28 protein-coding genes are annotated in these 25,180 nt (G+C 60.6%); 13 read left to right on the top strand and 15 right to left on the bottom strand.

Features of this window, described 5'->3' with window-relative positions:
- The first annotated feature begins 1 nt into the window (after position 1).
- The 3 genes from ngg (at position 2) to AOA62_RS14000 (ending at position 3,386) form a co-directional block, all read left to right on the top strand.
- Positions 2-1,747 (top strand): N-acetylglutaminylglutamine synthetase, encoded by a 1,746-nt coding sequence (gene ngg, locus AOA62_RS14010; protein WP_017137816.1) that lies wholly within the window; start codon positions 2-4, stop codon positions 1,745-1,747.
- 136 nt (positions 1,748-1,883) lie between these two features.
- Positions 1,884-3,068, top strand: a complete 1,185-nt coding sequence (locus tag AOA62_RS14005) for an osmoprotectant NAGGN system M42 family peptidase (protein WP_017137817.1) — start codon at positions 1,884-1,886, stop codon at positions 3,066-3,068.
- Positions 3,069-3,158: 90 nt separating this feature from the next.
- Positions 3,159-3,386 carry a YheU family protein gene (locus AOA62_RS14000; RefSeq protein WP_003192759.1) on the top strand — a complete coding sequence of 76 codons (228 nt, stop codon included), beginning with the start codon at positions 3,159-3,161 and terminating at the stop codon, positions 3,384-3,386.
- Positions 3,387-3,393: 7 nt separating this feature from the next.
- Here the strand turns inward: AOA62_RS14000 and csrA are convergent, their stop codons facing one another.
- Entirely contained in the window at positions 3,394-3,591 is a 198-nt protein-coding gene (gene csrA, locus AOA62_RS13995) for a carbon storage regulator CsrA (RefSeq protein WP_017137818.1), read from the bottom strand.
- 249 nt (positions 3,592-3,840) lie between these two features.
- Entirely contained in the window at positions 3,841-4,656 is an 816-nt protein-coding gene (locus tag AOA62_RS13990) for an SDR family oxidoreductase (protein WP_099548925.1), read from the bottom strand.
- A 329-nt stretch (positions 4,657-4,985) separates the two neighbouring features.
- On the opposite strand from AOA62_RS13990, the gene AOA62_RS13985 reads away from it, so the two are divergent.
- Entirely contained in the window at positions 4,986-5,138 is a 153-nt protein-coding gene (locus tag AOA62_RS13985; RefSeq protein ID WP_015885095.1) for a DUF3309 family protein, read from the top strand.
- A gap of 56 nt (positions 5,139-5,194) precedes the next feature.
- Here AOA62_RS13985 and AOA62_RS13980 read toward each other — a convergent pair whose 3' ends face one another.
- The 5 genes from AOA62_RS13980 to AOA62_RS13960 form a co-directional block, all read right to left on the bottom strand.
- Entirely contained in the window at positions 5,195-7,282 is a 2,088-nt protein-coding gene (locus AOA62_RS13980) for an LTA synthase family protein (protein WP_017137820.1), read from the bottom strand.
- A gap of 408 nt (positions 7,283-7,690) precedes the next feature.
- The gene (locus tag AOA62_RS13975; protein WP_003172956.1) at positions 7,691-7,882 is read right to left on the bottom strand and encodes a PLDc N-terminal domain-containing protein; all 192 of its coding nucleotides are present in this window, start codon (positions 7,880-7,882) and stop codon (positions 7,691-7,693) included.
- 67 nt (positions 7,883-7,949) lie between these two features.
- Complete coding sequence (locus tag AOA62_RS13970) at positions 7,950-8,480, bottom strand: hypothetical protein (RefSeq protein ID WP_017137821.1); 531 nt, start codon at positions 8,478-8,480, stop codon at positions 7,950-7,952.
- A gap of 41 nt (positions 8,481-8,521) precedes the next feature.
- On the bottom strand, positions 8,522-9,037 hold the full coding sequence (locus AOA62_RS13965) for an ankyrin repeat domain-containing protein (RefSeq protein WP_017137822.1): 516 nt from the start codon (positions 9,035-9,037) through the stop codon (positions 8,522-8,524).
- Positions 9,038-9,136: 99 nt separating this feature from the next.
- Complete coding sequence (locus tag AOA62_RS13960) at positions 9,137-10,963, bottom strand: long-chain-acyl-CoA synthetase (RefSeq protein WP_099548924.1); 1,827 nt, start codon at positions 10,961-10,963, stop codon at positions 9,137-9,139.
- Positions 10,964-11,356: 393 nt separating this feature from the next.
- On the opposite strand from AOA62_RS13960, the gene AOA62_RS13955 reads away from it, so the two are divergent.
- Positions 11,357-11,635: a DUF3509 domain-containing protein gene (locus AOA62_RS13955; protein WP_016970113.1), complete on the top strand. Its 279-nt coding sequence runs from the start codon at positions 11,357-11,359 to the stop codon at positions 11,633-11,635.
- A 62-nt stretch (positions 11,636-11,697) separates the two neighbouring features.
- Here the strand turns inward: AOA62_RS13955 and AOA62_RS13950 are convergent, their stop codons facing one another.
- From AOA62_RS13950 to aroC, 4 genes are all read right to left on the bottom strand, one after another.
- Entirely contained in the window at positions 11,698-11,967 is a 270-nt protein-coding gene (locus AOA62_RS13950; RefSeq protein ID WP_017137824.1) for a response regulator transcription factor, read from the bottom strand.
- Between the two features lie 208 nt (positions 11,968-12,175).
- Positions 12,176-12,706, bottom strand: a complete 531-nt coding sequence (locus AOA62_RS13945; protein WP_099548923.1) for an acireductone dioxygenase — start codon at positions 12,704-12,706, stop codon at positions 12,176-12,178.
- Positions 12,703-13,866 carry an MFS transporter gene (locus AOA62_RS13940; RefSeq protein WP_017137826.1) on the bottom strand — a complete coding sequence of 388 codons (1,164 nt, stop codon included), beginning with the start codon at positions 13,864-13,866 and terminating at the stop codon, positions 12,703-12,705. The genes AOA62_RS13945 and AOA62_RS13940 overlap by 4 nt, the downstream gene beginning before the upstream one ends.
- Positions 13,867-13,939: 73 nt before the next feature.
- Positions 13,940-15,031, bottom strand: coding sequence for a chorismate synthase (gene aroC / locus AOA62_RS13935; RefSeq protein ID WP_099548922.1), 1,092 nt, complete (start codon positions 15,029-15,031; stop codon positions 13,940-13,942).
- Between the two features lie 143 nt (positions 15,032-15,174).
- Between aroC and AOA62_RS13930 the strand changes: the two genes are divergently transcribed.
- Both AOA62_RS13930 and AOA62_RS13925 read left to right on the top strand, forming a co-directional pair.
- Positions 15,175-16,137 (top strand): alpha/beta hydrolase, encoded by a 963-nt coding sequence (locus AOA62_RS13930; protein ID WP_099548921.1) that lies wholly within the window; start codon positions 15,175-15,177, stop codon positions 16,135-16,137.
- 99 nt (positions 16,138-16,236) lie between these two features.
- A complete protein-coding gene (locus AOA62_RS13925; RefSeq protein WP_099548920.1) occupies positions 16,237-17,043 on the top strand; it encodes a hypothetical protein in 807 nt (268 codons plus the stop codon).
- Positions 17,044-17,120: 77 nt separating this feature from the next.
- Here AOA62_RS13925 and prmB read toward each other — a convergent pair whose 3' ends face one another.
- The gene (prmB, locus tag AOA62_RS13920) at positions 17,121-18,029 is read right to left on the bottom strand and encodes a 50S ribosomal protein L3 N(5)-glutamine methyltransferase (RefSeq protein ID WP_058420625.1); all 909 of its coding nucleotides are present in this window, start codon (positions 18,027-18,029) and stop codon (positions 17,121-17,123) included.
- 239 nt (positions 18,030-18,268) lie between these two features.
- On the opposite strand from prmB, the gene AOA62_RS13915 reads away from it, so the two are divergent.
- The 5 genes from AOA62_RS13915 (at position 18,269) to AOA62_RS13895 (ending at position 21,047) form a co-directional block, all read left to right on the top strand.
- Positions 18,269-18,859: a cysteine hydrolase family protein gene (locus tag AOA62_RS13915; RefSeq protein WP_017137831.1), complete on the top strand. Its 591-nt coding sequence runs from the start codon at positions 18,269-18,271 to the stop codon at positions 18,857-18,859.
- Between the two features lie 136 nt (positions 18,860-18,995).
- Positions 18,996-19,316: a hypothetical protein gene (locus AOA62_RS13910; protein ID WP_056861118.1), complete on the top strand. Its 321-nt coding sequence runs from the start codon at positions 18,996-18,998 to the stop codon at positions 19,314-19,316.
- 75 nt (positions 19,317-19,391) lie between these two features.
- Entirely contained in the window at positions 19,392-19,949 is a 558-nt protein-coding gene (locus tag AOA62_RS13905; protein WP_017137833.1) for a Smr/MutS family protein, read from the top strand.
- 78 nt (positions 19,950-20,027) lie between these two features.
- The gene (folE, locus tag AOA62_RS13900) at positions 20,028-20,573 is read left to right on the top strand and encodes a GTP cyclohydrolase I FolE (protein ID WP_003442011.1); all 546 of its coding nucleotides are present in this window, start codon (positions 20,028-20,030) and stop codon (positions 20,571-20,573) included.
- Positions 20,574-20,675: 102 nt separating this feature from the next.
- Positions 20,676-21,047 carry a glutathione S-transferase N-terminal domain-containing protein gene (locus tag AOA62_RS13895; protein WP_017137834.1) on the top strand — a complete coding sequence of 124 codons (372 nt, stop codon included), beginning with the start codon at positions 20,676-20,678 and terminating at the stop codon, positions 21,045-21,047.
- 138 nt (positions 21,048-21,185) lie between these two features.
- Here AOA62_RS13895 and AOA62_RS13885 read toward each other — a convergent pair whose 3' ends face one another.
- From AOA62_RS13885 to AOA62_RS13875, 3 genes are read right to left on the bottom strand one after another with little or no spacing between them, the layout of a single operon-like run.
- Complete coding sequence (locus AOA62_RS13885) at positions 21,186-21,500, bottom strand: hypothetical protein (RefSeq protein WP_017137835.1); 315 nt, start codon at positions 21,498-21,500, stop codon at positions 21,186-21,188.
- Complete coding sequence (locus tag AOA62_RS13880) at positions 21,497-22,819, bottom strand: acyclic terpene utilization AtuA family protein (RefSeq protein WP_099548918.1); 1,323 nt, start codon at positions 22,817-22,819, stop codon at positions 21,497-21,499. Before AOA62_RS13880 ends, AOA62_RS13885 begins: the two co-directional genes overlap by 4 nt.
- Position 22,820: 1 nt before the next feature.
- Positions 22,821-24,113 carry a CitMHS family transporter gene (locus tag AOA62_RS13875; RefSeq protein ID WP_099548917.1) on the bottom strand — a complete coding sequence of 431 codons (1,293 nt, stop codon included), beginning with the start codon at positions 24,111-24,113 and terminating at the stop codon, positions 22,821-22,823.
- Between the two features lie 111 nt (positions 24,114-24,224).
- On the opposite strand from AOA62_RS13875, the gene AOA62_RS13870 reads away from it, so the two are divergent.
- The gene (locus tag AOA62_RS13870) at positions 24,225-25,121 is read left to right on the top strand and encodes a LysR family transcriptional regulator (RefSeq protein WP_099548916.1); all 897 of its coding nucleotides are present in this window, start codon (positions 24,225-24,227) and stop codon (positions 25,119-25,121) included.
- Positions 25,122-25,180 lie beyond the last annotated feature (59 nt).

Genomic DNA, 25,180 nt, shown 5'->3' with positions numbered 1-25,180 from the left:
GATGAAACCTCTTGCAGCGGCTTACAGCCAACGCTTGCTCAAGGGCCAGGCGCCGACCTACGAGCGCCTGCAGGCGCGCCTGGCTGAAGACGGCAGCCCACTGGGCGCCGAGCCGATTGCCGTGCATTGCGGCTGGGGCCGGTTATTGATCGGGCATACCTTTCCGGACCCGGCCAGCCTGGCCCAGGAACTGCTCAATGAACAGGCGGGCGAGCGCGACATCGCGCTGTACGTGGCGGCGCCCCAGCAAATCCTCGGGATTGACCCGCAGCAGTTGTTCCTCGACCCCTCCGACACCTTGCGCCTGTGGTTCAGCGATTACCGCCCCGCTACGCGGGTATTTCGCGGCTTTCGCATTCGCCGCGTGCAAACCGATGCCGATTGGCAGGCGGTCAACCAACTCTACCAAGGCCGCGGCATGTTGCCCGTCGACGCCAAGCGCCTGACACCACGCCATCAAGGCGGCCCGGTGTATTGGCTGGCCGAGGACGAAGACAGCGGCGCGGTGATCGGCAGCGTGATGGGCCTGAACCATCAAAAAGCCTTCCACGACCCGGAAAACGGTTGCAGCCTGTGGTGCCTGGCGGTCGACCCGCAATGCACGCGCCCCGGTGTGGGCGAGGTGCTGGTGCGCCACTTGGTGGAGCATTTTATGAGCCGTGGCCTGAGCTATCTCGACCTGTCGGTGCTGCACGATAACCGTCAGGCCAAAAGCCTCTACGCCAAGCTCGGTTTTCGCGCGCTGACCACCTTTGCGATCAAGCGCAAGAACGGCATCAACCAGCCGCTGTTTCTCGGCCCCGGCCCGCAGGCAGGCTTTAACCCGTATGCGCGCATCATTGTCGAAGAAGCCCATCGACGTGGCATTGATGTGCAAGTGGATGACGCCGACGCCGGCCTGTTCACCCTCAGCCACGGCGGGCGCCGTGTGCGTTGCCGCGAATCGTTGAGCGACCTGACCAGCGCCATCAGCATGACCCTGTGCCAGGACAAGAGCCTGACCCACAAGACGCTCAGCGCAGCGGGGTTGAAACTGCCGTCGCAACAATTGGCCGGCAGTGCCGACGACAACCTGGAGTTTCTCGACGAGCATCAGCGCATCGTGGTCAAGCCGCTCGATGGCGAACAAGGCCAAGGCGTGGCAGTGGATCTGCAGACCATCGAGGAGGTGCAAAAAGCCATCGAGACGGCGCGTCAATTCGACAGCCGTGTGCTGCTCGAAAGTTTCCACGAAGGCCTCGACCTGCGCATCCTGGTGATCGGCTTTGAGGTAGTTGCCGCTGCAATTCGGCGCCCGGCCGAGGTTACCGGTGATGGTCAGCACTCTATCGGTGCTTTGATCGAAGCCCAGAGCCGTCGCCGCCAGGCGGCCACCGATGGTGAGAGCAAAATCCCGCTGGACGCCGAAACCCAACGCACGTTGCACGCCGCCGGTTACGACTACAGCAGCATCTTGCCCCGTGGCCAAACCCTGGCTGTGCGCCGTACCGCCAACCTGCATACCGGCGGTTGCCTGGAAGACGTCACCGCGATCCTGCACCCGACATTGGTAGACGCCGCCGTGCGCGCCGCCCGTGCATTGGACATTCCCATGGTCGGCCTGGACCTGATGGTGCCCGCCGCCGACCAGCCCGAGTATGTGTTTATCGAAGCCAACGAACGCGCCGGGCTGGCTAATCACGAACCGCAACCGACAGCGGAGAAGTTTGTTGATTTGTTGTTTCCGCACAGTCAGCCGACCGCCTGACCACTGATCGTTCCCACGCTCTGCGTGGGAATGCCTCAAGGGACGCTCTGCGTCCGCTCTTGTGACGCGGAGCGTCACCGGCTGCATTCCCACGCGGAGCGTGGGAACGATCGCCCTCAACTCATCAGGAGTTTCCATGACCCGAACCATCCCCGAACCGGATCTCAACTACCTGCAGAAAGTGCTGCTGGAAATGCTTGCCATCCCCAGCCCCACGGGGTTCACCGACACCATCGTGCGCTACGTCGCCGAGCGCCTGGAAGAGCTGGGCATTCCCTTTGAAATGACCCGGCGCGGCACCATCCGCGCCACGCTAAAGGGCCAGAAAAACAGCCCCGACCGCGCTGTTTCCGCGCACTTGGACACCATCGGCGCCGCCGTGCGTGCGATCAAAGACAACGGCCGCTTGACGCTCGCACCGGTGGGCTGCTGGTCCAGCCGTTTTGCCGAAGGCAGCCGTGTCAGCCTGTTTACCGACAACGGCGTGATCCGTGGCAGCGTGCTGCCGTTGATGGCCTCCGGGCACGCGTTCAACACCGCCGTAGATGAAATGCCGGTGAGCTGGGACCACGTGGAACTGCGCCTGGACGCCTACTGCGCCACGCGCGCCGATTGCGACTCGTTAGGCATCAGCATCGGTGACTACGTGGCGTTCGACCCACTGCCGGAATTCACCGAGAGCGGGCATATCAGCGCCCGCCACCTGGACGATAAAGCCGGTGTGGCCGCCCTGCTTGCCGCACTCAAGGCGATTGTCGACAGCGGCGAACCATTGCTGATCGACTGCCACCCGCTGTTCACCATCACCGAAGAAACCGGCAGTGGCGCCGCCGCCGCCCTGCCCTGGGACGTCAGTGAATTTGTCGGTATCGACATCGCCCCGGTTGCGCCCGGCCAGCACTCCAGCGAACACGCGGTGAGTGTGGCCATGCAGGACTCCGGTGGGCCGTATGACTATCATCTGTCCCGTCACTTGCTGCGCCTGGCATCCGAAAATGAATTGCCGGTGCGCCGTGATCTGTTTCGCTATTACTTCAGTGACGCCCACTCGGCAGTCACCGCCGGCCACGATATTCGCACCGCGCTGCTGGCGTTTGGCTGCGATGCGACCCATGGCTATGAGCGCACACACATTGACAGCCTGGCCGCACTCAGCCGCCTGTTGGGCGCTTATATCCTCAGCCCGCCGGTGTTCGCCAGCGACGCGCAACCGGCCCAGGGTTCGCTGGACAGGTTCAGTCATCAGATCGAGCACGAAACGCAAATGGAGAGCGACACCCGCGTGCCGTCGGTGGACAGCCTGGTCGGACAGAAGTCCTGACACTGGCAACTACTGGTAACTGATGGTAACTGCTGGTAACAAGGGCCCCCGGCGCAGTAGCATCGCCGGGTTCCTACCTCCGAGGCTTGTATGCTGATTCCCTACGACGCGCTTGAAGTCGACACCCTGACCCGCCTCATCGAAGACTTCGTCACCCGCGACGGCACCGACAATGGCGACGACACGCCCCTGGAAACCCGCGTACTGCGCGTGCGCCAAGCGCTGACCAAGGGCCAGGCCCTGATCGTGTTCGACCCCGAGAGCGAGCAATGCCAGTTGATGCTCAAGCACGACGTGCCCAAGCATCTGTTTGACTGAGCAGGGTTCAGCGGTTGGGTTCGGCGTGGGTTTCTGTGGCCTGGCGTTCGAGGATCTTGCGATACACCTCGGCCCGATGGACATTCACACCCACCGGGGCGTCGATGCCGAATTTCACTTGGGTACCGTTGAGTTCGAGGATGTGCAGGGCGATGTCATCGCCGATGGAGATGACTTCGCCCACAGCGCGGCTTAAGACCAGCATGGCGGTTGTCCTTTTGGAGTGACAGGACCTTGACCATGCGCGATTGGATTTGGCGCAGCAATGGCTTGCAGTAAAATCAGGAAAGGCCTACGTAGCCCGGTAATTTTTCTGACAGACAAGCCCCGGTTTCTGATCGTTCCCACGCTCCGCGTGGTAACGCATCCGGTGACGCTCCGCGTCACGCCTTCAAAAGCGGGACGCGGAGCGTCCGGGGCGGCATTCCCACGCGGAGCGTGGGAACGATCATCATCAGCCCTTGGTTGCCTGGGCCTTGGCGCGCATCTTGTCGGCCATCAGCGTCATCTCGTCATACAGCAACTGCGGGTTCTTTTGCTTCAACGCCCACGCCATGCGCCCCTGCTCGTGGGGCAAAATCATGAACGCCCCTTCTGCCACCCGCTGATAAATGTAATCGGCAATATCCGCCGCCGAAATCGGTGAACTCTCCAGCAACTTGCCGACCTGCGCCTTCATCGCAGGCGTCGGCCCACGGAATGAATCCAGCAGGTTGGTCTGGAAAAACGACGGGCATACCACATGCACACCGACTTCCTGCTGCTTGAGTTCCACCAGCAAACTCTCCGACAACGCCACCACACCGGCCTTGGCCACGTTGTAATTGCTCATCGCCGGCCCCTGCATCAGCGCAGCCATGGACGCGATGTTGATAATCCGCCCTTTGCTCTTTTCCAGCAGCGGCAGGAACGCCTTGCAGCCCTTGACCACGCCCATCAAGTTGATCGCAATCTGCCAGTCCCAATCTTCCAGGGACAATTCGGCAAAAAAACCACCCGAGGCCACGCCAGCGTTATTGACGATCACATCAATGCCGCCCAGCTTCACTTCGCAAGCCTGGGCAAAGGCGGTGAGCTGGCTGTAGTCACGCACGTCGCAGCGCTGGATAAAGCCATCGCCACCGGCCTCGCGCACCAGCTTCAGGGTTTCCTGCAAGCCTGGCTCGCTGACGTCCGACAAGGCCAACTGCCAACCCTCGCGTGCCCAGCGCAGCGCGATTTCGCGACCCAGGCCGGATCCGGCGCCAGTGATCATCATGCGATTTTGCATAGGTAAGTAGCCTTGTAGTTCACGGAAGAAGTGATCGGCAGTGTAGCGAAGGTTTTTCCTGCACCCACGCACCATCCAATTGATGAATGCCTCAGGCAAACCGCCAGCCAGGTAGCAGCCCGGCTTATAGCGTAAGTTCAATCTTTTTCAACTAAGTGCCCATTATTGCGAACGCATTAAAAGAAATAAGCCAGTGTGCGAAATGCTTTAAGAAACTATGGAATTTTCTCCACAACGGCACAGTCGGAGTTGTTAAGGCGTCCGTAAATAAACCCACGGGCCTGTCGTTAAACAACCGGTCTTTTCAGAAGGCCTACAAGGAAAAAAACATGAGCCTGATTCTGATCATAATTCTGATCCTGCTGCTGGTCGGCGGCCTGCCGGTGTTCCCGCACTCTCGTAACTGGGGCTATGGGCCGTCGGGTATTCTGGGTGTGGTACTGGTGGTACTGTTGGTGCTGTTGCTACTCGGCCGGATATAAAATCCGGACAAAAAAAAGAGGCCTTCTAGAAGGCCTCTTTTTTTATGCCCGGATTATTAGTCCGGCTTGCCGTCGATCACACCGGCGGTGTTATCCAACAGGCTCTTGGTGGCCGTCTGCAGGAACGACTCAAGTTTCTGTTTCAGCGCGGCTTCGTCCGGCGATTCAGGAATCACCTTACCGGTCGGGTTAGCGCCCAGTTCGTATTCCCACAGTTTCGGTGGCATCTCTTTAGGCAGTACCAGGATGCGGTCAGCAGTGACCAGGGCGACGGTCTGGTCGCTGCCCGACGGTTTGATCACGCCAAAGCCCTTGTCGCCTTCCGGCAGGTTCAACAAGTCGCGGCCCCAGCACTGGTGCAAGGTGTCGCCACCCAGGCGGCCCATGATGGTCGGCACGATGTCGATCTGGGTACCCACGGTGTGGTCACGCTCGCCGAACTTCTCCTGCATGCCCGGTGCAATCATCAGCATCGGTACGTTGAAGCGGCCCAGGTCCATCTCGGTGATCTGCTGTTCATTACCAAAACCGTGGTCCCCCACGATCACGAACAGGGTTTCCTTGAAGTACGGCTCTTTACGCGCCTTTTCAAAGAACTGGCCCAAGGCCCAGTCGGAGTAACGCATGGCCGTCAAATGCTCGTTGAGGCTGCCACGGTCGGTGACTTTCTCGACCGGCAAGGGCGTCGGCAACGCATACGGCGTGTGGTTGGACAGGGTTTGCAGCAGGGCGTAGAACGGCTTGCCGCCTTCGCGGGCCTTCAATTCTTCCAGGCCACGGTTGAACATGTCCTGGTCGGACACGCCCCACGTCGGGTCGGAGAACACCGGGTTAACGAAGTCGTTGCGCCCGATGAAGTTGGTCATGCCCTGGTTGCTGAAGAAGCCCGACTGGTTGTCCCAGGCGAAATCGCCGTTGTAGACATACACGTCGTCAAACTTGCGCGCGCTGAGCAACTGCGGCAGGCCCGACAGCTTGTGGCTGCCTTCCGGGGTCTGCATCAGGTATTCGAAACCCGGCAGGTTCGGGAAGCACGCCATGGTGGCGAACATACCCTGATGGGTGTGGGTGCCGTTGGAGAAGAAACGGTCGAACAACAGGCCTTCCTTGGACAGTTTGTCGAAGTACGGCGTGATGTTGCCTGGGCGGCCCAGTGCGCCGACCGAGTGACCGGCGAAGCTTTCCATCAGGATCACCACGACGTTCTTGATCGGCAGGGTTTTCTCGGCCGGTGGCGTGTAGTCACGGCGCACGGCGGCGGTGTCGGTATCCACCAGTTTCTCTTGCGGCAACACCAGCATGTCACGCACGGTCTGGGTAGCCTGCGGCTGGTCCAGCGTGGCTTTCCAGATATTCGAGCGCTCTTCGGAGAAGCGCGACTTGGCTGCGGCGATCAACGACAGGGTGCCGTTCAAGCCCAACTGGTTGGCGAAGTTCGAGTCGGTGGTGTAGACATCACCCCAGCGCAGCGGCGGGCCTTGGCGCAGGGTGCCACGAATGGCGACCACGGCGATCAGCAGGCACACCACGAACACCGCAATGCGGCTGTACCACGGAGCAACCTGGCGAGTGCCGACGGTGCCGCCGCTGAACGGACCACGTGGGCGTGTCGCACGGTCGGCGCCCTTGAAGGCGATGCTCAGGATCAGCGTGCCTACGGCCCAGGCCAGCAGGTAGCGCACCACCGGGAAACCGTACCAGAGCATGCTCATCACGGTTTTCGGGTCTTCCTTCACGTATTGGAAGACCAGCCCGTTGAGGCGCTGGTGAAACTCGCGGTAGAAGTCCATCTCCATCAAGCCCAGGAACAGGGCAATGCTGGACGCGATGGTCAGCCAAAAACGGAAGAACCCGCGTGCCGCCATGGCCCGTACGCTGAACAAGGCCAGCAGCAGCGGAACCAGTGCATACATCACAAAGCGGATGTCGAAGCGCGTGCCGTTGACGAAGGCTTCGAGGAAGGTCGAGGCCGGCGTGTCGAGGATCATCTCGCGGTTGTAGACCAGCAGCGCCAGGCGCAGCAGGGAGAACATCACCATCATGACCAGCGCGCAAAGCAGCGTGTATGCCAGATGGGATTTGACGGTCGGTTGCAGCAAGCGATTAGAAGCTCGCTGCTGACTCAGGGCGTCCGGGTTTGCCATGTCGTTCTAGGACCCATTGGAAGTTTAAGTTTCGAAATTATGCAGTGGCGTCCGTCCCTCGCCCAGGCTGGCTGGGGTAGGCGGTTAACGCGGTGGCGCAAATGGTGCCCGATCAATGGCATCAACGCTATTAATTACTGAACGTGCGCCGTGGCCCGGCCTTTAATGGCACTTGAGTTAGAGCCTTGGGAGAGCCGTAAAACCGCCGAATTGTCTTGGAAAAGATGTGAAAATTGTGTGCAGCGAATAGTTTCGACACACAAAATCCTGAGTACGCTGGAAACCACTGTGGGAGCGGGTTTGCCCGCGATTGCAGTGCGTCAGTCAAAACATCTGATACTGATACACCGCTATCGCGGGCAAGCCCGCTCCCACAGGGATGGTGCTCACTTCAAATTAAGTGAACGATCAGATCCGCACGTTACCGCGCGGCCCGGCAATGGCCCAGATAATCAGACCCAGTACCGGCAGCAACAGGATCAGCAGGATCCACAGCACTTTGGCGCCGGTGCTGGCGCCACTTTTGAACACGTTGATGATCGCCCAGATATCCAGCGCCAGGATGATCAGGCCGATAAGACCGTTGAAAGTGGAACCCATGGTGTCGCTCCTAAGTGAGGGCATGCACTTGTAGGATAGTCAGCGTTTGCCTGGGTTCCGTTTTATTTCAGACGTGCACAGCGACTTTCAAGGCTTCCAGTGACGGCTCGGCCTTGATCCCCACTTCGGCGCACAGTTGCAACACGCGCGGCAGGTCATTGCCGTACACCAGCACCGCCTGGATCTCGTCATCGAGCAATTGGCTGAAGTTAAGCAACACATAGCCGCCATCTTCGGGGCTCAACGCGCTCATCTGGATCTGGATGCGGTTCAGCGCGGTGAGGTCTTCGGTCTTGGCCAACTGCTTGGGCTTGAGGTTGAACGCCACGCCCGGGCCGAACGAGGCGACGATCTGCGCGAACAGATCGCCATAGGTGTCGGCCTGGAACAGCACCGTGTCCGGCAGGCTGCCAACCACTACCCACTCACCCAGAGGGATAGGGAACGTGTCGTCGTAGTTGATATCCGGGTTCGCCGCCAGAAACGCCACCGGGTCCGCGTAGGCTTGGGCGGCTTCTGTGGCGATGCGCGCCACCTCGTCCTCGCCCATGACGCCGGCGCTGATTTTGCTGATAAGTTCGACGAGGGCGGTTTGCATGGGAAGGTCCTGTGGCGGGCTGGTTTTTGAGGGCGCGTAGCCTACACCAGTTTCTGCAACCGTGCCGCCGTATCCGCCGCGCCCATGGTTTGCGCGGCAGCCAGCGCGGTCGCGCCCTGGGCATCGACGGCCTTGGGGTTGGCGCCCTGGCCGAGCAGGTAGTCGACCATTTCAACGCGGTTGAACATAGCGGCCAGCATCAGCGCTGTGCGCCCGTCCGGGGAGGTTGCATCCACCGGCGCGCCGCCGTCGATCAACGCCTTCACCACCGGCAGGTTGCCTTTGAACGCTGCACCGGCGATCGGCAGCTGATTTTTGTCGTTGGCAATCAGTGGGTCGGCTTTGAACTCGAGCAACACTTTTACCGCTTCGACATGGCCGTGGTAGGCAGCGAGCATCAATAAGGTGTCGCCGTTGTGATTACGAAAATTGGCCGGCAAGCCTTTGGCCAGCAGCGCAGCCAGCATCGCTGCATCGCCTTTGCGGGCCACATCAAAAACCTGCTCGGCGAATTCGGCGGCTTCATCGTCGGTCATTTGTTTGGGCTGGTCTGACATGCGGGGGCTCCTTGTCTGCGAATGTGTATAAGGCGCTCAGTGTCGCGAGGGAGTTCCCCGCTGTCATGGCTTTTTTGTCAAAAGCATTCATAGCCAGAATCAATAACGGAACTGCCCGCCCTGGATCTGCGCCAGTAATAGCCCGGTGACCGGTACATAACTGTCGGAGCCGGGCAGCCACGCGTACACCGGGTCGTTACCGGCCTTGTCCGGGTCGAAGGCTTCCTCCTTGAGCTTGACCTTCTGGTATTTGAAGGTGCCAGTGGTTTCCATCTTGACCTTGATGCGCAAAAACAACGGCACCGCATAGTGCGGCAACTGGCCGTGGGCAAACTGCAACAGCTCACGCATGTCCAGGGCCGCCAAGGACTCGCTTGGCGTGATGGCGACCATGCCTGCGCGGCCATTGGTGTTCTCGATCTCGACGCCATAGGCCACCACCTCGGCGATCTGCGGGTGCTGCAGCAACACGTTTTCCACTTCGGTGGTGGAGACGTTTTCGCCCTTCCAACGGTACGTATCGCCCAGTCGGTCGACAAATTGCGCATGGCCAAAGCCAATACTGCGTAGCAAGTCGCCAGTATTGAAGTAGCGGTCACCCTTCTCGAACACGTCCGTGAGCACCACCTTGCGGTTCTTTTCCGGGTCGGTGTAGCCGTCGAACGGCGACTTTTCATCGATCCTGGCCAGCAGCAAGCCCTGCCCGCCAGTTTGCACCTTACGCAGGAAACCATCGCTGCCACGCAGCGGCTCACCGGTTTCGTGGGAGTACTCCACCAGCGCCCAATGCTGCAGGCAAAAGCCGATGGTGTTATCGAAATTCAGCACATTGGTAAAACCGATGTTGCCGTCGCTGGCGGCATACAGCTCGCAGATGTGCTCGACGCCATAACGCTGCTTGAACTGCGCCCAGACACCGGGACGCAAGCCATTGCCGACCATCTTGGTGACTTTATTGTCGCGATCCTGCGCACTGGGCGGTTGGTCCAGCAGGTAGCGGCACAGTTCACCGACATACCCCAGGGTGGTTGCGTTGAATTTGCGCGCATCGTCCCAGAACTGGCTGGCGCTGAATTTACGCCGGATGGCGAAACCCGATGCGCCGATAATCGCCGAACCCCAGCACACGCACAGGCCCGTGGCGTGGTACAGCGGCAAAGTGCAATACAGAACGTCGTGCGGCCCCATGTCGAGGGCGATGCTGCCGAAACTCACCGCCGTCTTGGTCCAGCGCCCGTGCTTCATGATGCCGGCCTTGGGCAAACCGGTAGTGCCGGAGGTGTAGATATAGAAGCACGGGTCGTTGAAGAAAATTTGTCCGCTGCTGGCCGGGTTGTCCACCGGGCTGTCAGCGCTGGCGGCCATCAGGTCGGTGTAGCCCTGCGGCACCGCGTTTGAGGACTGATCCGCCACAAACCAGCTGCGTTCGGCCGCAATCGACACTTGCTCGCGCACCGCCGCATAGGCGTCTACCAATTCTGCACCTGCCACGATCGCCGCCGGGTTCACCAGGTTCAGGCTGTGCACCAGCGCCGCCTGGGTTTGCGCGGTGTTGAGCATGGCGCAGATACCGCCCAGCTTGGCCACGGCCAGTACGCTGAGGAGCAGTTCCGGGCGATTTTCAATAAACAGCGCGACCACATCACCCTTGCCGATGCCCTGCGCTTGAAGGTAATGAGCCATGCGATTGGCGCGCTGGTTGGCTTCGCGGTAGCTGAGCACGCTGTCGCCGTACAACAACGCCGCGCCGTCGGGGTTGCGCAACGCAGCCTGTTCAAAGTGCCAACCGAGGCCGCAAGGCTGCGCGGGGTCGGTGACATTCGCGGCGCGCATGCCACGCACTACGCGTGGCAAAGCTCGAACAATCGCAGGCACCTTACGTAAGAGCTTGCCCCACGTGATCATGTCGTCTTGCTGATGGCTCATGGCGGAACGTCCTTTTTCTTATTCTTCGTATGATCCAGACATAGCGGCAGCCCTGTAGGCAGATGCCGAATGCCATGCGGGAAAATACGCCTGCCATTCTTTGACTGTACATGCGGGATTTGAAAAGTTTTGTATCCCGAGTCGGCTTCCACCGAAAAGGAATTTTGCCCAACCGAGGCGGTCTTTATCTTCGAGGCTGACCTGAAACAGCTGGCGCGAATAACGCAAAATGCAGGATGCACGATGGCCATTCATGCAAATTGCACGAAACCGAAAATCTGTAAAATTTTTAACTAATTGATTTATAACGACTTTTTCAGATATCCAATACTGGCACAATCACTGCACCTATCTCTCCATGCTTGCCAACTTGAGCCAACGGAGCTGATAGACATGAGCCTGATCCAAGATAAATTCGCTTCTGTATTCTCCCAATACGACGTCACCACTCAGCCACGTCCAGACGGCGGTATCCTGCTGACCCTGCGCAACAGCGAAGGCAAACAGGTCAAGCGTTCGATCTCGTATCAACAGCTGCACACCGCTGACCAACTGACCTGGGTGATCAGCGCGATCCGCCGCGACCTGGCCGAACAAGCCAGTGAGCTGCCACAGATTTCGATGCTGCAAAGCCAGAACCGCTTTGCCCTGCCGACCTACCACTCGGCATAAACCACCGATAACCAAAAAGGGCCGCGACGCTTACAGGCGTCGCGGCCCTTTTTTGTGTGGCTTCAGCACAAGCCTTGTCGGCTGGCCTCATTCATCGCCTGTACGCGGTTGGTGACTTCCAGCTTGCCGTAGATATTGCGCAGATGGAATTTCACCGTGGCTTCAGAGGTTGCCCGGATCTGACTGATTTCCCAGACGGTCTTGCCTTCCGAGGCCCAGCGCAAAATTTCCAGCTCTGTCGGGGTGAGGGGCTTGCCGCCCAGGCTCAGACGTCTTCTAACGGTCATCGGCGCGTCCACCGGCGTGCGACACGACTGTTCTGGGCCACTCATTGTGCTCTCTCCTTATGTAGTGGATGCCCTATCACCTTTCGGATTCCTGCTATTGACAGGTGATATAAACATCGAGTCTGCAGAGAGTTACATAACGAATGGATTGAAAGCACAGGGCGCAGCAGAAACAGCTACGCCTTACAGATAATCAGGCTTATTCCCACAACAACTTCCAACTTGCCTGGGTTGAACATTTAAATATCTGTGCTTAGTCGTCCAAGCCCGGGAAGCCATCGGCAATAGCATCGCCGGTGAGTTGAGGCTCACAGCCTTTAGCTGTGTTGAACAAACGCAAGGTGACAAAGTGCGGGTTCTCGCCCATGTCGAACCAATGCGGCACGCCGGCCGGAATCACCAGCAGGTCATTTTTCTCACAACGTACGGCATACACATAGTCGCCCACGTGCACGTTGAACAGACCCTGGCCTGCGACGAAGAAACGCACTTCGTCTTCGCTGTAGCGGCGTTCACTGAGGAATTGCGCACGCAGTTCAATGTTCTGTGCCAGATCGCCCGCCGCCCTAAGCACCTGCACGGCGGCGTAGCCAAGGGCGTCGATCTGCGGCTGGTACGCGGCGATCATGTCTGCGTCGCTGGCGCCCTTCTCAATCGGCGCCGGCTGCCAGCGCGCAAAACGCACACCGTGGTCGGCCAGCGTCGAGACGATATCGTCGAAATGGGTCAGGACCTTGTTCGGGGTATCCGGTGTGGTGGCAGCGTAAACAGCGACATAACTCATTGCTCGGTTCCTGTAGTCGGTTCTTGCAATCGAAGGCCAATGATAATGGCGGCGGCCAGGGCGGCGACGCTGGCGATGCTGAAGGTCAGGGTCGGGCCCAACAGGTTCCAGCTGTAGCCGGCGTAGAGGGCGCCCAACGCGCCCCCGGTGCCGGCCAGCGCGGCATACAGCGCCTGGCCCTGGCCTTGTTGTCTGGCGCCGAAACTGCGTTGTACAAAGGCGATGGCGGCCGCATGAAAGCTGGCGAACGTGGCGGCGTGCAGCACTTGCGCCAGCAGCAATACCCAGAAGATTTCAGCGAATGACCCCAGCAGCAACCAGCGGATAGCCGCCAACACGAAACTGGCCAACAGCACCCGCCGCACCGAAAAACGCGTCAGGATCCGGCTCATGGCCAGGAACATCAGCACCTCCGCGACCACACCCAGCGCCCACAGCATGCCGATCACGCCACGGCTATAACCCAAATGTTCAAGGTGCAGGGTCAGGAAGGTGTAATACGGGCCATGGCTCATTTGCATCAAGGCCACGCAGGCATAAAACGCCAGTACGCCGGGGCTGCGCAATTGCTTGAGGAAACCGTCACCGGCCAGGCGATTGCCCTGGACGGCGGGCTGCGCGTTCGGCACCCACAGGCTGGCGCCAATAATGCCGGCCATGATCACCACGACCACCACCGGGTAAATGTCCAGGCTCAGCCCGTCGAACAGGCGGCCCATGATCACCACGGTGAGGATAAAACCGATGGAGCCCCACAGGCGGATCTGGCTGTAGCGCGCGGTTTGCTTTTGCAGGTGCGCAAGCGTGATCACTTCAAACTGCGGCAACACCGCGTGCCAGAAGAACGCATGCAGTGCCATCACCAGGGCCAGCCAGGCGTAGGTTTTGCTGAAGAAGATCAGCGAGAAACTCGCCAGGGTACACACCGCGCCAAAACGCACGATGGCCAGGCGCCGGCCGGTGTAGTCGCCGAGCCAGCCCCACAGGTTGGGCGCCACGCAGCGCATCAGCATGGGGATGGCCACCAGCTCGCCGATACGCGCGCTGGAGAACCCCAAGTGGTCGAAGTACAGCGCCAGGAACGGCGCCGTCGCCCCGAGCAGGGCGAAGTAGAAGAGGTAGAAGCTGGAGAGGCGCCAGTATGGGAGGCTTTGCGTCATATTGTGGGGGGCTGCTGCGCAGCCCTGCGGGAGCAAGCTCCCTCGCCACAGCAAGCTCCCTCGCCACACGCCGTCACAGCTGGCCCAACACCGGCGTACTCACCTGCACATCGGCGTTTTGCCCACGGTTGCGCAGCAGGTGGTCCATCAACACGATGGCCATCATCGCCTCGGCAATCGGCGTGGCGCGGATGCCCACGCACGGGTCGTGGCGGCCCTTGGTGATCACGTCCACCGGGTTGCCGTGCACATCGATCGAACGGCCCGGCGTGGTGATGCTCGACGTGGCCTTGAGCGCCAGGTGCGCAACAATCGGCTGGCCGGAGGAAATACCGCCGAGGATGCCGCCCGCGTTATTGCTGAGGAAACCTTGCGGCGTCATTTCATCGCGATGCTCGGTGCCGCGCTGGGCGACACAGGCAAAACCGGCGCCGATCTCCACGCCCTTGACCGCATTGATGCTCATCAGCGCGTGGGCCAGCTCGGCGTCGAGGCGGTCGAAGATCGGCTCGCCCAGGCCCGGTTTGACGCCTTCGGCGACCACGGTAATCCTGGCACCCACCGAATCCTGATCGCGGCGCAACTGGTCCATATAGGCTTCCAGTTCCGGCACCTTGTCCGGGTCGGGGCTGAAGAAGGCGTTGTCGTCGACGCTGTCCCAGGTCTTGAACGGGATCTCAATCGGGCCCAATTGGCTCATGTAGCCACGGATCACGATGCCCTGGGTGGCCAGGTATTTCTTGGCGATGGCACCGGCGGCCACGCGCATGGCGGTTTCACGCGCCGAGCTGCGGCCACCACCACGGTAGTCGCGCTCACCGTATTTGTGGTGGTAGGTGTAGTCGGCGTGGGCCGGGCGGAACAGGTCCTTGATCGCCGAGTAGTCCTTGGACTTCTGGTCGGTGTTGCGGATCAACAGGCCAATGGCGCAGCCGGTGGTGCGACCTTCGAACACGCCGGAAAGAATCTCGACTTCGTCGGGCTCCTGGCGCTGGGTAGTATGGCGGCTGGTGCCGGGCTTGCGGCGGTCGAGGTCACGCTGCAGGTCTTCCAGAGACAACTCGAGGCCTGGCGGGCAGCCGTCGACAATGGCGACCAACGCCGGGCCATGGCTTTCGCCCGCGGTGGTGACAGTGAACAGCTTGCCGAAGGTATTGCCGGACATGCAGGGCGCTCCGTGAAATCAGTTGAATCAACTCAACCGTAATAACTTAAGGCAGCCAGTATACGCAGGCTAACCGAGTAGTTCATCCTCGAAACCTTACCGGTAGACGTTGGTCCAACCGGCACCTTCCTGATGATGGCGTGATGATGCTGCGAGTTTTGCTTTTGACCCTTACCCTGTTTTCCAGCCTTGGCTTCGCCGCCTCCCCCGTCGTGCTGCAACGGCCGATCAGCCTGGACACCGGCAGCGGCGAGCTGTTTGGTTCGCTGCTGCTGCCAAAATCCGACAAGCCGGTGCCCGTGGTGCTGATCATCGCCGGCTCCGGCCCCACCGACCGCAACGGCAACAGCGCCGATGGTGCGCGCAACGACAGCCTCAAGCGCCTGGCCTGGGTGCTGGCGCGCAATAACATCGCCAGCGTGCGCTACGACAAACGCGGCGTGGCCGCGAGCCTGGCCGCCACCCCCGACGAACGCAACCTCACCCTGGACGCCTATGTGGCCGATGCGGTGGCCTGGGGCAAGCTGCTCAAGGCCGACAGCCGCATGGGCCAGTTGATCGTGCTGGGCCATAGCGAAGGTGCGCTGGTCGCCACCCTCGCCGCGCCGCAACTCGACCCGGCCGGGGTTATTTCGCTGTCCGGCAGCGCCCGGCCGGTGGACCAGGTGATCCGCCAGCAACTGGCCGATCATCTGCCCCCTGCCCTGTTGCTGCGCAGCAATGAAATTCTCGACCACCTTAAGGCCGGCCAAGTGGATGCCGATGTACCGCGCCCGCTGGAAGGCATTTTCCGCCCCAGTGTGCAGCCGTACCTGATCAGCCTGTTTCGTGCCGACCCGTCGGCCGCCTTCGCCAAACTGAACATGCCGGCTCTGATCATCCAGGGCACCAACGATATCCAGGTCGGCGTGGCGGATGCCCAGCAGTTGCAAGCGGCCAAGCCCGACGCGCAACTGAGCGTGATTCAAGGCATGAACCACGTGATGCGCATCGTGCCCAAGGATGTAAAGGAACAGCTTGAGTCGTACAACGACCCCAAACTGCCCCTCGCCGCCGAGCTGGGCCAACGCATCGTGCGCTTTATCGACGGACTTCAACCCCGTTAAGCGATTATTTGCCTCCAGTCCTGAATAAAACGGCCGATAAGCCCAGAGTCGACAGTAAAAAGACTGTCGGCTCGCCGGGCTTGGACAGGATCGCGCCGCATGACTACCACCGAAGCAACACCCGAATCTACCGCCGACACCCCGGCCGAAAAACCCGAGGCTGTCGAGGCCGCGGCCCTGCCGTGGGCGGACGTTCAGGCCGAACACTTCAAGATGCTGCGCCTGGCGCCCCTGGCCACTGATCGTGCCACCGGCGCACGGCCGCTGCGGTTCGTACAGTTTGGCTATACCGAACGCCATGACAAGAAACACAGCCTGTTACGCATGGTGATCCAGTTGCCCGGCCAACGTGTGCGCCGCGAGCAGAACCACCTGGATATCTGGGTCGATCACGAGACGCACCGTGTGCACTTCGGCCCGGGTAACAGCCTGGAAATTGAACCGGCCAACCGTGGCCTGGGACGCTTTCTGGTGGCACAGGCCGCCGCGTGGGCGAAAAAGAAGTGGTCACATTACCGCGTAGACGGCGTGGACCTCGCCAACAAGGATGCACTCAACGAAGCCACGCGCCTGCGTCGCGATCATTTCCTGCGCATCCAGGGTTTTGATGTGGCCTACGCCGATGTGCAGCACCTCAAAGGAACCGTGCAACCCGGCAAAGTCAGCGAAGTGCTGGACAGCTGGAACACCGAGAAGGTGCAGTACGTGGAGATCCTCGAAGCTGCGCAAATGCTGCAGCAGGCCGAGCAGAACCTGGCCGAGCATGAAGTGAAGCTGCGCAAGGAAGAAGAAAAGGTCACCAAGTTCAAGCGCGAGGACAGTGGGCTGCGCTTTACCATTACGTGCCTGGTGGCGTTTACGGTGTTTCAGGCGGGGCTGTTGATCTGGATTGCCACACACCGCTGAAAGGTTGGAATGCATTCCAAATGTGGGAGCTGGCTTGTCGGCTCCCACACTGATCGCGTTCCTATTGCGGAATGAAGTTAAACCCGCGCCGCAAACACCGCCTGATGCGCCCGGCACTGCTCAGCCGTCAGCATGAACACACCGTGCCCGCCGCGCTGGAAGTCCAGCCAGGCAAAGTCGACTTCCGGGTACAGCGCTTCGACGTGCACTTGGCTGTTGCCGACTTCAACAATCAGCAAGCCCTTCTCGGTCAGGTGGTCGGCGGCCTCGGCCAGCATGCGTCGCACCAGGTTCAGACCATCGTCGCCGCAGGCCAGGCCCAGTTCCGGCTCGTGCTGGTACTCATCCGGCATGTCGGCGAAGTCTTCGGCATCCACGTACGGCGGGTTGGACACGATCAAGTCAAAACGCTGGCCCGGCAGGCCATCGAAGCCGTCGCCCTGCACGGTGTAGACGCGTTCATCGACACCATGACGCTCAATGTTCTGGTTAGCCACTTCCAAGGCTTCGAAGGACAAGTCGCCCAGCACCACTTCGGCGTCCTGGAACTCGTAGGCACAGGCGATGCCGATGCAACCGGAGCCGGTGCACAGGTCGAGGATGCGCGCCGGCGGCTGGGCCAGCCATGGCTCAAAGCGGTTTTCGATCAACTCGCCAATCGGTGAACGCGGGATCAACACGCGCTCATCGACAATAAACGACATGCCGCAGAACCAGGCTTCCTTCAACAGGTAGGCGGTAGGGACACGCTCGTGGATACGCTTGTGCAGCAAGCGCTGCACATGGGCGACTTCCTCTTCTTCGAGGTTGCAGTCCAGGTAGCTGTCGGCAATTTCCCAAGGCAGGTGCAAGGCGCCGAGCACCAATTGCCGGGCTTCGTCCCAGGCATTGTCGGTGCCATGCCCGAAAAACAGGTCTTCCCCATGGAAACGGCTGACAGCCCAACGGATGTGGTCGCGCAACGTGCGCAGGCGGGAGGTAATCACGGGGGCAAGCTCCTGGAAAAAACGACTGGCGATTCTAACAGCCTTCGCCTGTACCGACGATGTACGAAAACCCTTCACCATCTGTCGGAAATCATTCAAATTGCCATCATTGCGCTGATCAAGCCCACCTCTTGACATGGCTGCACGTCAACAACGGCGTACCTTACGATGGTAGCGATTCACAGAACCGCTCAGCCAGTGGACAATGTGACAAAAGCCCCCCTCACAGGAGCCCCAGAATGTCCGTTCCAAAGACGATGTTTCAACTCAGCGGTCGCGGTTACGCAGCAGCCAACCTGAACCATGCGACCCTCGTGATCATCGATGCCCAGAAGGAATACCTCAGCGGCCCACTCGCCCTGTCCGGCATGGACGCGGCGGTCGACAACATCAAGCAGCTTGTGACAGCCGCGCGTAATGCCGGGCGCCCGATCGTGCATGTACGTCACCTTGGCACCGTCGGTGGCCTGTTCGACCCGCAGGGCGAGCGCGGCGAGTTCATTCCTGGCCTGGAACCCCAAGGCGATGAAACCATCATCGGCAAACTGCTGCCCAGCGCGTTCCATGGCACCGGCCTGGAGAAACACCTGCAAGACCTCGGCTCCCTGGACTTGATCGTCTGCGGTTTCATGAGCCACTCCAGTGTCAGCACCAGCGTGCGCGCCGCCAAGAACCTGGGCTTTCGCTGCACCCTGGTGGAAGACGCCTGCGCCACCCGTGACCTGCCTTACAAAGGTGGCATCCTGAGCGCCGAGCACGTACAGCAAACTGAAATGGCCATCATGGCCGACAACTTCGCCACCCTCGCGTTGACCAAAGATCTGATCTGATCGCCCTTGAGATGAGCGGCGTATTTATTGCCCCGCTCATCCGCAAAGCCCTCTCATTTGGCGCATTTACCGCTGCTGTCGGAACAACCTGTGTATCTTCCGGTCGAAGGGCCGATACCCTGGAGGAAAGGTCGGAATGAAGATATCCGATGGTTTTGACGCTCGTCGCTTGCGCCCCAAAGGCCCGAGCAATTGGCGTCTGCGCCTGGTAGCCGGCTTTGCCGCGTTGCTGGCCATTGTAGGTTTGCTGTTGGCCGGCGCTGGTGGCGCCGGCCTGTTTGGTCATTCGCCGGCCCTTGGCGAGTTGAATGCCAGCCCCGGCGGTTCGGCTATCCTGTTGGTAATCGGACTGCTGGTGCTGTGGTTGGGTGTGTGGTTATGGCGTCGTAGCCGTCGGAAAATGCGTCAGCCGCTGTCACTGAACATCGCTTCGCACTTGATGAAAAAGCACGACTGATGGCGCTTGGATAGCGTTTCCTGCGCCCTGGCCGCCGCGATTTAGGTAAACTGCCCGCCCTTCGCGGAGGCTGACATGCAAGACGACGATTTTTCCCTGTTCAAAAACGAGCTGCGCGGCGTCAAGCCGATCAAGCATGATCGTGCCGACACCGGTAAACCCAAGGCCGACCGGGCACAGATCGCCAAGTTGCGCCAGGCCGCGACCGTGCGCACCGACGCCACCACGGTGGATGGCCTGTCGGACCAGTTCGTGATCGATGTAGGCCCCGAAGACGAGCTGATGTGGGCTCGCGACGGCGTGCAGGAAAGCCAGATGCGCAAGCTCAAGATCGGCCAGATCCCGTTCGAAGGCAGCCTCGACCTGCACGGCATGAACGTGGAAAAAGCCCGCGAAACCCTTTGGGCCTTCCTGGCCGAAGCGACCAAATTCGAAATCCGCTGCGTGCGCGTCACCCACGGCAAGGCCGTGCGCCTGGACGGCAAGCGTCCCATGATCAAGAGCCACGTCAATACCTGGCTGCGCCAGCATGCCCAGGTACTCGGTTTTACCTCCTGCCAGGCCCGCCACGGCGGCGCCGGTGCGGTGTATGTGATGCTCAAGCGCACCATGATGGAAGGGCGCGACGAGTAACAAGTGCCATCGTCAGGCTTGCAGCGATGTGCCCGCCACCGTAACCTTGCGCTTTGCGAAAATCCCACAGGTAGTTTCATGTCCCTGGAACAGAATTACACCGCGATCCTCGGCCAGCTCGGCGAGGACGTTTCCCGCGAGGGCCTGCTCGACACGCCAAAGCGTGCCGCCAAGGCGATGCAGTACCTTTGCCGCGGCTATGAACAGACGCTGGAAGAAGTCACCAACGGTGCCTTGTTCAGCTCCGACAACAGCGAAATGGTGCTGGTCAAGGACATCGAGTTGTACTCGCTGTGCGAACACCACCTGCTGCCGTTTATCGGCAAGGCGCATGTGGCGTATATCCCGAGCGGCAAAGTGCTGGGCCTGTCGAAGGTTGCGCGGATTGTCGACATGTATGCGCGCCGCCTGCAGATCCAGGAAAACCTCAGCCGCCAGATCGCCGATGCCGTGATGCAAGTGACTGGCGCCCTGGGCGTGGCGGTGGTGATCGAAGCCAAGCACATGTGCATGATGATGCGCGGTGTGGAGAAACAGAATTCGTCGATGATCACTTCGGTGATGCTGGGTGAGTTCCGCGAAAACGCGGCCACCCGCAGCGAATTCCTCAGCCTGATCAAGTAACAGGCTGCGTAAGGAAAAGCCGGCGTTCATCGCCGGTTTTTTTTCGCCCGCGAAATTCAGGTAAGCTGCGGCCCCTTCTTCATGGGCAAGAGGTTTTCAGCCATGTTCGTCAAAGCACTTCGAGTGGGTCTCGGCCAAATCATCATCGCGGGCGACTTCCTGACCCGCCCGCGCAAAAAGCAGCGTTCTGCCGAGCAGCAGGCTCAGGTGAATGCGGCGGCCAAGGAACTGACGCTGTATCAGTTTCACGCCTGCCCGTTTTGCGTGAAGACTCGCCGCACCCTGCACCGCCTGAATGTGCCGGTGGCGCTCAAGGACGCGAAAAACAACGAACAGGACCGCCAGACCCTGCTGGAGCAAGGCGGCAAGATCAAAGTGCCGTGCCTGCGTATCGAAGAGAATGGCCAGACCACCTGGATGTATGATTCCAAGGTAATCATTGATTACCTCGACAAGCGGTTTGCCGCGGTCTGACAGCCGCTGAAGAACCCAAGTGGGAGCTGGCTTGTGTGGGAGCTGGCTTGCCTGCGATACAGGCACCTCGGTGATTCAGGTAGACTGAGTTGATGCTATCGCAGGCAAGCCAGCTCCCACATTTGTTTGGCTGTGTAATTAAGTCAGTATTACCAGATCCAATAAGGCCGAGCCCAGGCACTTGCCATGGGCGTCCAGCGCCAGCGAGCGGGTCACGCCGCCGCGCAGGATCCCCGGCAGCACGAAGTTCAGCGCCTGCACGTTGGGCAATTCATAACGCCGCACCGGCGCTGCGCCCGGCTCACGCAAGCCGGCAAAAAACGTGGCGACGCGCTCGGGCGTGAGCTGTTCGCACAGCAACGGATAATCCTCGGCGCGGTAGGCGATGATCGAGATGTTCGAAGTGTCGCCCTTATCGCCGGTACGGGAATGGGCCAGTGTGTGCAGTTTCATGCTTCGATCCTCGGGTTGACCACGCTGCGGGGCAGCAATAACGACGCTACTGCCACCACCTGGCGCACACTTTTACTCGCGCCGCCGCCGCCCGACGGACCATTGGTGTAGAGGGTCTCCACTTCATTGCCAACCCGCACCGCTTCGCTGCGATTTTCACAACGGGCGGCCACGCGCAGACGCACTTCCCAGGGCTCGACGCTGCTGCGTGGGCCGTGCAATGAATCCATGCCAATCAGCTCGGCGCGTAGCTCTTGCATCTTTACGCCCATCAGTTCCAGGCGCTTGAGTACGATATCCCGCGCCAACTCAGCCCGTGCGACCGCGCCTGGGCCGCCGTAGGACATCTGCCCTTCACCGATCCATCCGTCCAGGTAACCCACGCTGACCTTTAACTGTTCAGGCCGAGCGCGACCACTGGCGTTTTGGACACGGACGCGATCCACGCCCTCCTCCACAAAGCTCACTTGAGAAAAGTCTGCCGTCACGTCCGGCGTGAGATAAGCCGCCGGGTCGTGTACTTCGTAGATCATCTGCTCGGTGCACGTCGCACGGCTGACCTGCCCGCCTGAGCCCGCCACCTTGGTGATCACAGCCTCGCCATCGGCATCGATTTCAGCCAACGGGAAACCCAGGCGTGCCAGCTCATCCACATCCTTGAAACCGGGATCGGCAAAATAACCGCCGCTGACCTGGCCCGCGCATTCCAGCAAATGCCCGACCAACGTGCCGCGCCCCAGCCGCTGCCAGTCGTCCGCAGCCCAGCCGAACTCAAACATCTGCGGTGCCAAAAACAGCGACGGGTCGGCCACGCGCCCGGTGATCACCACATCGGCATCGGCGCGCAAGGCTTCAAGGATGCCGTCGACGCCCAGGTAGGCGTTAGCGGATATCAGCCGCTCGCCCAAAGAGCCAACGGTCCGGCCGTTATCCAGCCAAAAACCGGGCTGTAAAACCTCCAACACGTCATCGCCCACCACCGCCACGACCTTGAGGTTCAGGCCCAGTTCGTTGGCAACCCGCCGCACTTCAACGGCCGCCGCCACGGGGTTGGCCGCGCCCATATTGGTAATTACCCGCAGGCGACGGCGGCCCTTCAAGCCAACAAATGGCAACACCCGGCGCATACGCTCGCTCAGCAGTGGGTCGTAACCGCCCTGCGGGTCGCTGATACGCGCCTGTTGCGCCAGGGCAATGGTGCGTTCGGCCAGGCATTCGAACACCAGGTAATCCAGGTCGCCCTGTTCGGCCAGTTCCACGGCAGGCTCGATACGGTCGCCGGAGTAGCCGGCGCCGGAACCGATGCGCAAGGTTTTCATCTCAAATCACTCCCAGGAGCAATGCGGTCAGGGTCATCAACACCGACGCAGCAAACAGAAACGGAATAGTGAAGCGCTGGTGATCGGCCAGTTCGATCTTGCACAGGCCCACCAGCAGGAAGGTCGCAGGCGTCAGCGGGCTGACCGGGAAACCGGTGGTGTGTACGCCCAGCAACGAGGCCTGGGCCACTTGCAGCGGGTCGACGCCCAGGGCTTTGCCGACCTCGGCGATCACCGGCATCACGCCGAAATAGTAGGAATCGGGGTCAAACAACATGCTCAACGGCATGGAAATAAAGCCCACCACCGCCGGGATCAACTTGCCGTGGCCGGCGGGAATCTGTGCGACCGCCACCTCGGCAATCGCCTTGAGCATGCCAGTGCCTTGCATGATGCCGGTGAACACGCCAGCGGCGAGCAGGATACTGGCCATGGTCAGGGCGGTTTTCGCATGGGCATCGATGCGCGCCCGTTGGGCATCCACATTCGGGTAGTTGATGCACAGCGCCACCACGGTGCCGAGCATAAACATCACCACCGGGTCGACCCAGCCGGCAATCATCACCACCATTACCAGCACGGTCAGCAACAGGTTGACCCAGAACAGCCGTGGGCGCCGCAGCTTGATGTCCTCGTCGCTGAGCACCCGTTGCGGTACCGCCTCCACCGAGGAACCGGCGCCCAGGCCCAGGCGTTTTTCTTCACGACGGCCCAGCCACCAGGCGCAGGCAAACACGAAGACCAGGCCGACAATCTGCACCGGGATCAGCGGCTGGAACAGGTCGGCCACCGGCACATGCAAGGCCGCCGACGAGCGCAGCACCGGGCCGGTCCACGGCAGGAAATTGACCCCGGCGGCCATGGCGCAGACACACGCGAGGATACGTTTGTCGATGCCCAACCGCGTATACAGCGGCAGCATCGCCGGCACCGTCACCAGGAACGTCACCGCCCCGGAGCCGTCCAGGTGCACCAGCAGCGCGAGGGTCGCGGTGCCGACCACAATCCGTGTAGGACGCGTGCCGACCGTGCGCAGGATGCGATCAATGATCGGGTCGAGCATACCGGCGTCGGTCATGATCCCGAAAAACAGAATCGCGAACACAAACATGCCCACCACTGGGGCGACGTTCTTGATTCCGGTAATGATAAAGGCGCTGGTTTGCAGGCCGAAACCGCCGAGCAGTGCGGCGATGATCGGCAAGGCGATCAGCGCCACCAGTGGCGACAGGCGTTTGCTCATGACGGCAGCGAGCAGGCACAGGATGGTGATGACACCCAGGGTTGCGAGCATGGGTTACTCCAGAGCGGCCTTGGTGGCCGGTTATTGTTTTCCCTGGAGTATTGGAAGCAGGTTAGTCTTTGTAAATTGGAATATTCGGCCTGGCACGTTCGGAAAAACAAAATGAAGAACAGCATCCAACATATACAAGCCTTTCTCGCCGTAGCCCGCACCGGCAGTTTCACCAAGGCCGCCAATGAGTTGCACTTGTCGCCCTCAGCCCTGACGGTACAGGTGCAACAACTCGAAGACTGGCTCGGCGTCGCGCTGCTCGATCGCAGCCCGCGCCACGTAAGCATCACCGCCGCAGGCGAAGACGCGCGCGGCCCCATGGAAAAACTGTTGCTGGACCTGGACAACATCGTCACTGGCTCGCGCGACCTCGCCGCCCTGCGCCGCGGCGTGGTCACCATCGCCGCACTGCCCTCGGTATGCGCCGGCGCCCTGCCGCCGGCCTTGCGCCTGTTTCGCGAACGCTTTGCCGGCATCGAAGTACGTTTGCATGACCTGGTCGCCCATCGCATTCATGCACAGGTGCGCGAAGGCGTGGTGGACTTTGGCATCGGCGTGCGTGCCCGGCTGAGCCACGGCCTGGAATTTTTGCCGGTGCTCAATGATCGGTTGTGTGCGTTTGTGCCACTGGGCCATCCCCTCGCCCACCATCGCCAACTGACCTTGGAGCAATTGGCGGACCAGCCGATCATCCTCACCGGGCGCGACAGCAGTGTGCGTGAGCAGGTGGACGCGTTGTTTGATCAGACACGGCTGACAATGAATGCCGGCATGGAAGCCAACTACATGTCGACGGTACTGGCGTTGGTGCGCCAGGGGCTGGGCATCAGCGTGTTGCCGGAGTCGGCGGCGGACAGCCTGGAGGGGTTGAAGCGCATCAATATTGACCATCCCGGCGTGAACCGCGAGATCGGGTTGATCAGTCGCAGCGGGATGGGCCTCAGCCCGGCGGCGCAGCGTTGCTTTGAGCTGCTGAGTGATGAGCTGTCTGGCACAACATCGAACTGAAACTGGACACTATCAATGTGGGAGCTCCCACACAAGCCAGCTCCCACATTTTTGACCGC

The organism is Pseudomonas sp. 2995-3, assembly GCF_002742565.1.
In the GTDB taxonomy this organism is placed as follows: domain Bacteria; phylum Pseudomonadota; class Gammaproteobacteria; order Pseudomonadales; family Pseudomonadaceae; genus Aquipseudomonas; species Aquipseudomonas edaphica.
Note: the sequence above shows the minus strand (reverse complement) of the source record. Positions and strands in the feature narration are given on the sequence as shown.

Bases quoted from the DNA above. Each gene is read 5' to 3' on its own strand.
- ngg (WP_017137816.1), top strand. From the start codon at position 2: ATGAAACCTCTTGCAGCGGCTTACAGCCAACGCTTGCTCAAGGGCCAG.
- AOA62_RS14005 (WP_017137817.1), top strand. From the start codon at position 1,884: ATGACCCGAACCATCCCCGAACCGGATCTCAACTACCTGCAGAAAGTG.
- AOA62_RS14000 (WP_003192759.1), top strand. From the start codon at position 3,159: ATGCTGATTCCCTACGACGCGCTTGAAGTCGACACCCTGACCCGCCTC.
- csrA (WP_017137818.1), bottom strand. From the start codon at position 3,591: ATGCTGGTCTTAAGCCGCGCTGTGGGCGAAGTCATCTCCATCGGCGAT.
- AOA62_RS13990 (WP_099548925.1), bottom strand. From the start codon at position 4,656: ATGCAAAATCGCATGATGATCACTGGCGCCGGATCCGGCCTGGGTCGC.
- AOA62_RS13985 (WP_015885095.1), top strand. From the start codon at position 4,986: ATGAGCCTGATTCTGATCATAATTCTGATCCTGCTGCTGGTCGGCGGC.
- AOA62_RS13980 (WP_017137820.1), bottom strand. From the start codon at position 7,282: ATGGCAAACCCGGACGCCCTGAGTCAGCAGCGAGCTTCTAATCGCTTG.
- AOA62_RS13975 (WP_003172956.1), bottom strand. From the start codon at position 7,882: ATGGGTTCCACTTTCAACGGTCTTATCGGCCTGATCATCCTGGCGCTG.
- AOA62_RS13970 (WP_017137821.1), bottom strand. From the start codon at position 8,480: ATGCAAACCGCCCTCGTCGAACTTATCAGCAAAATCAGCGCCGGCGTC.
- AOA62_RS13965 (WP_017137822.1), bottom strand. From the start codon at position 9,037: ATGTCAGACCAGCCCAAACAAATGACCGACGATGAAGCCGCCGAATTC.
- AOA62_RS13960 (WP_099548924.1), bottom strand. From the start codon at position 10,963: ATGAGCCATCAGCAAGACGACATGATCACGTGGGGCAAGCTCTTACGT.
- AOA62_RS13955 (WP_016970113.1), top strand. From the start codon at position 11,357: ATGAGCCTGATCCAAGATAAATTCGCTTCTGTATTCTCCCAATACGAC.
- AOA62_RS13950 (WP_017137824.1), bottom strand. From the start codon at position 11,967: ATGAGTGGCCCAGAACAGTCGTGTCGCACGCCGGTGGACGCGCCGATG.
- AOA62_RS13945 (WP_099548923.1), bottom strand. From the start codon at position 12,706: ATGAGTTATGTCGCTGTTTACGCTGCCACCACACCGGATACCCCGAAC.
- AOA62_RS13940 (WP_017137826.1), bottom strand. From the start codon at position 13,866: ATGACGCAAAGCCTCCCATACTGGCGCCTCTCCAGCTTCTACCTCTTC.
- aroC (WP_099548922.1), bottom strand. From the start codon at position 15,031: ATGTCCGGCAATACCTTCGGCAAGCTGTTCACTGTCACCACCGCGGGC.
- AOA62_RS13930 (WP_099548921.1), top strand. From the start codon at position 15,175: ATGATGCTGCGAGTTTTGCTTTTGACCCTTACCCTGTTTTCCAGCCTT.
- AOA62_RS13925 (WP_099548920.1), top strand. From the start codon at position 16,237: ATGACTACCACCGAAGCAACACCCGAATCTACCGCCGACACCCCGGCC.
- AOA62_RS13915 (WP_017137831.1), top strand. From the start codon at position 18,269: ATGTCCGTTCCAAAGACGATGTTTCAACTCAGCGGTCGCGGTTACGCA.
- AOA62_RS13910 (WP_056861118.1), top strand. From the start codon at position 18,996: ATGAAGATATCCGATGGTTTTGACGCTCGTCGCTTGCGCCCCAAAGGC.
- AOA62_RS13905 (WP_017137833.1), top strand. From the start codon at position 19,392: ATGCAAGACGACGATTTTTCCCTGTTCAAAAACGAGCTGCGCGGCGTC.
- folE (WP_003442011.1), top strand. From the start codon at position 20,028: ATGTCCCTGGAACAGAATTACACCGCGATCCTCGGCCAGCTCGGCGAG.
- AOA62_RS13895 (WP_017137834.1), top strand. From the start codon at position 20,676: ATGTTCGTCAAAGCACTTCGAGTGGGTCTCGGCCAAATCATCATCGCG.
- AOA62_RS13885 (WP_017137835.1), bottom strand. From the start codon at position 21,500: ATGAAACTGCACACACTGGCCCATTCCCGTACCGGCGATAAGGGCGAC.
- AOA62_RS13880 (WP_099548918.1), bottom strand. From the start codon at position 22,819: ATGAAAACCTTGCGCATCGGTTCCGGCGCCGGCTACTCCGGCGACCGT.
- AOA62_RS13875 (WP_099548917.1), bottom strand. From the start codon at position 24,113: ATGCTCGCAACCCTGGGTGTCATCACCATCCTGTGCCTGCTCGCTGCC.
- AOA62_RS13870 (WP_099548916.1), top strand. From the start codon at position 24,225: ATGAAGAACAGCATCCAACATATACAAGCCTTTCTCGCCGTAGCCCGC.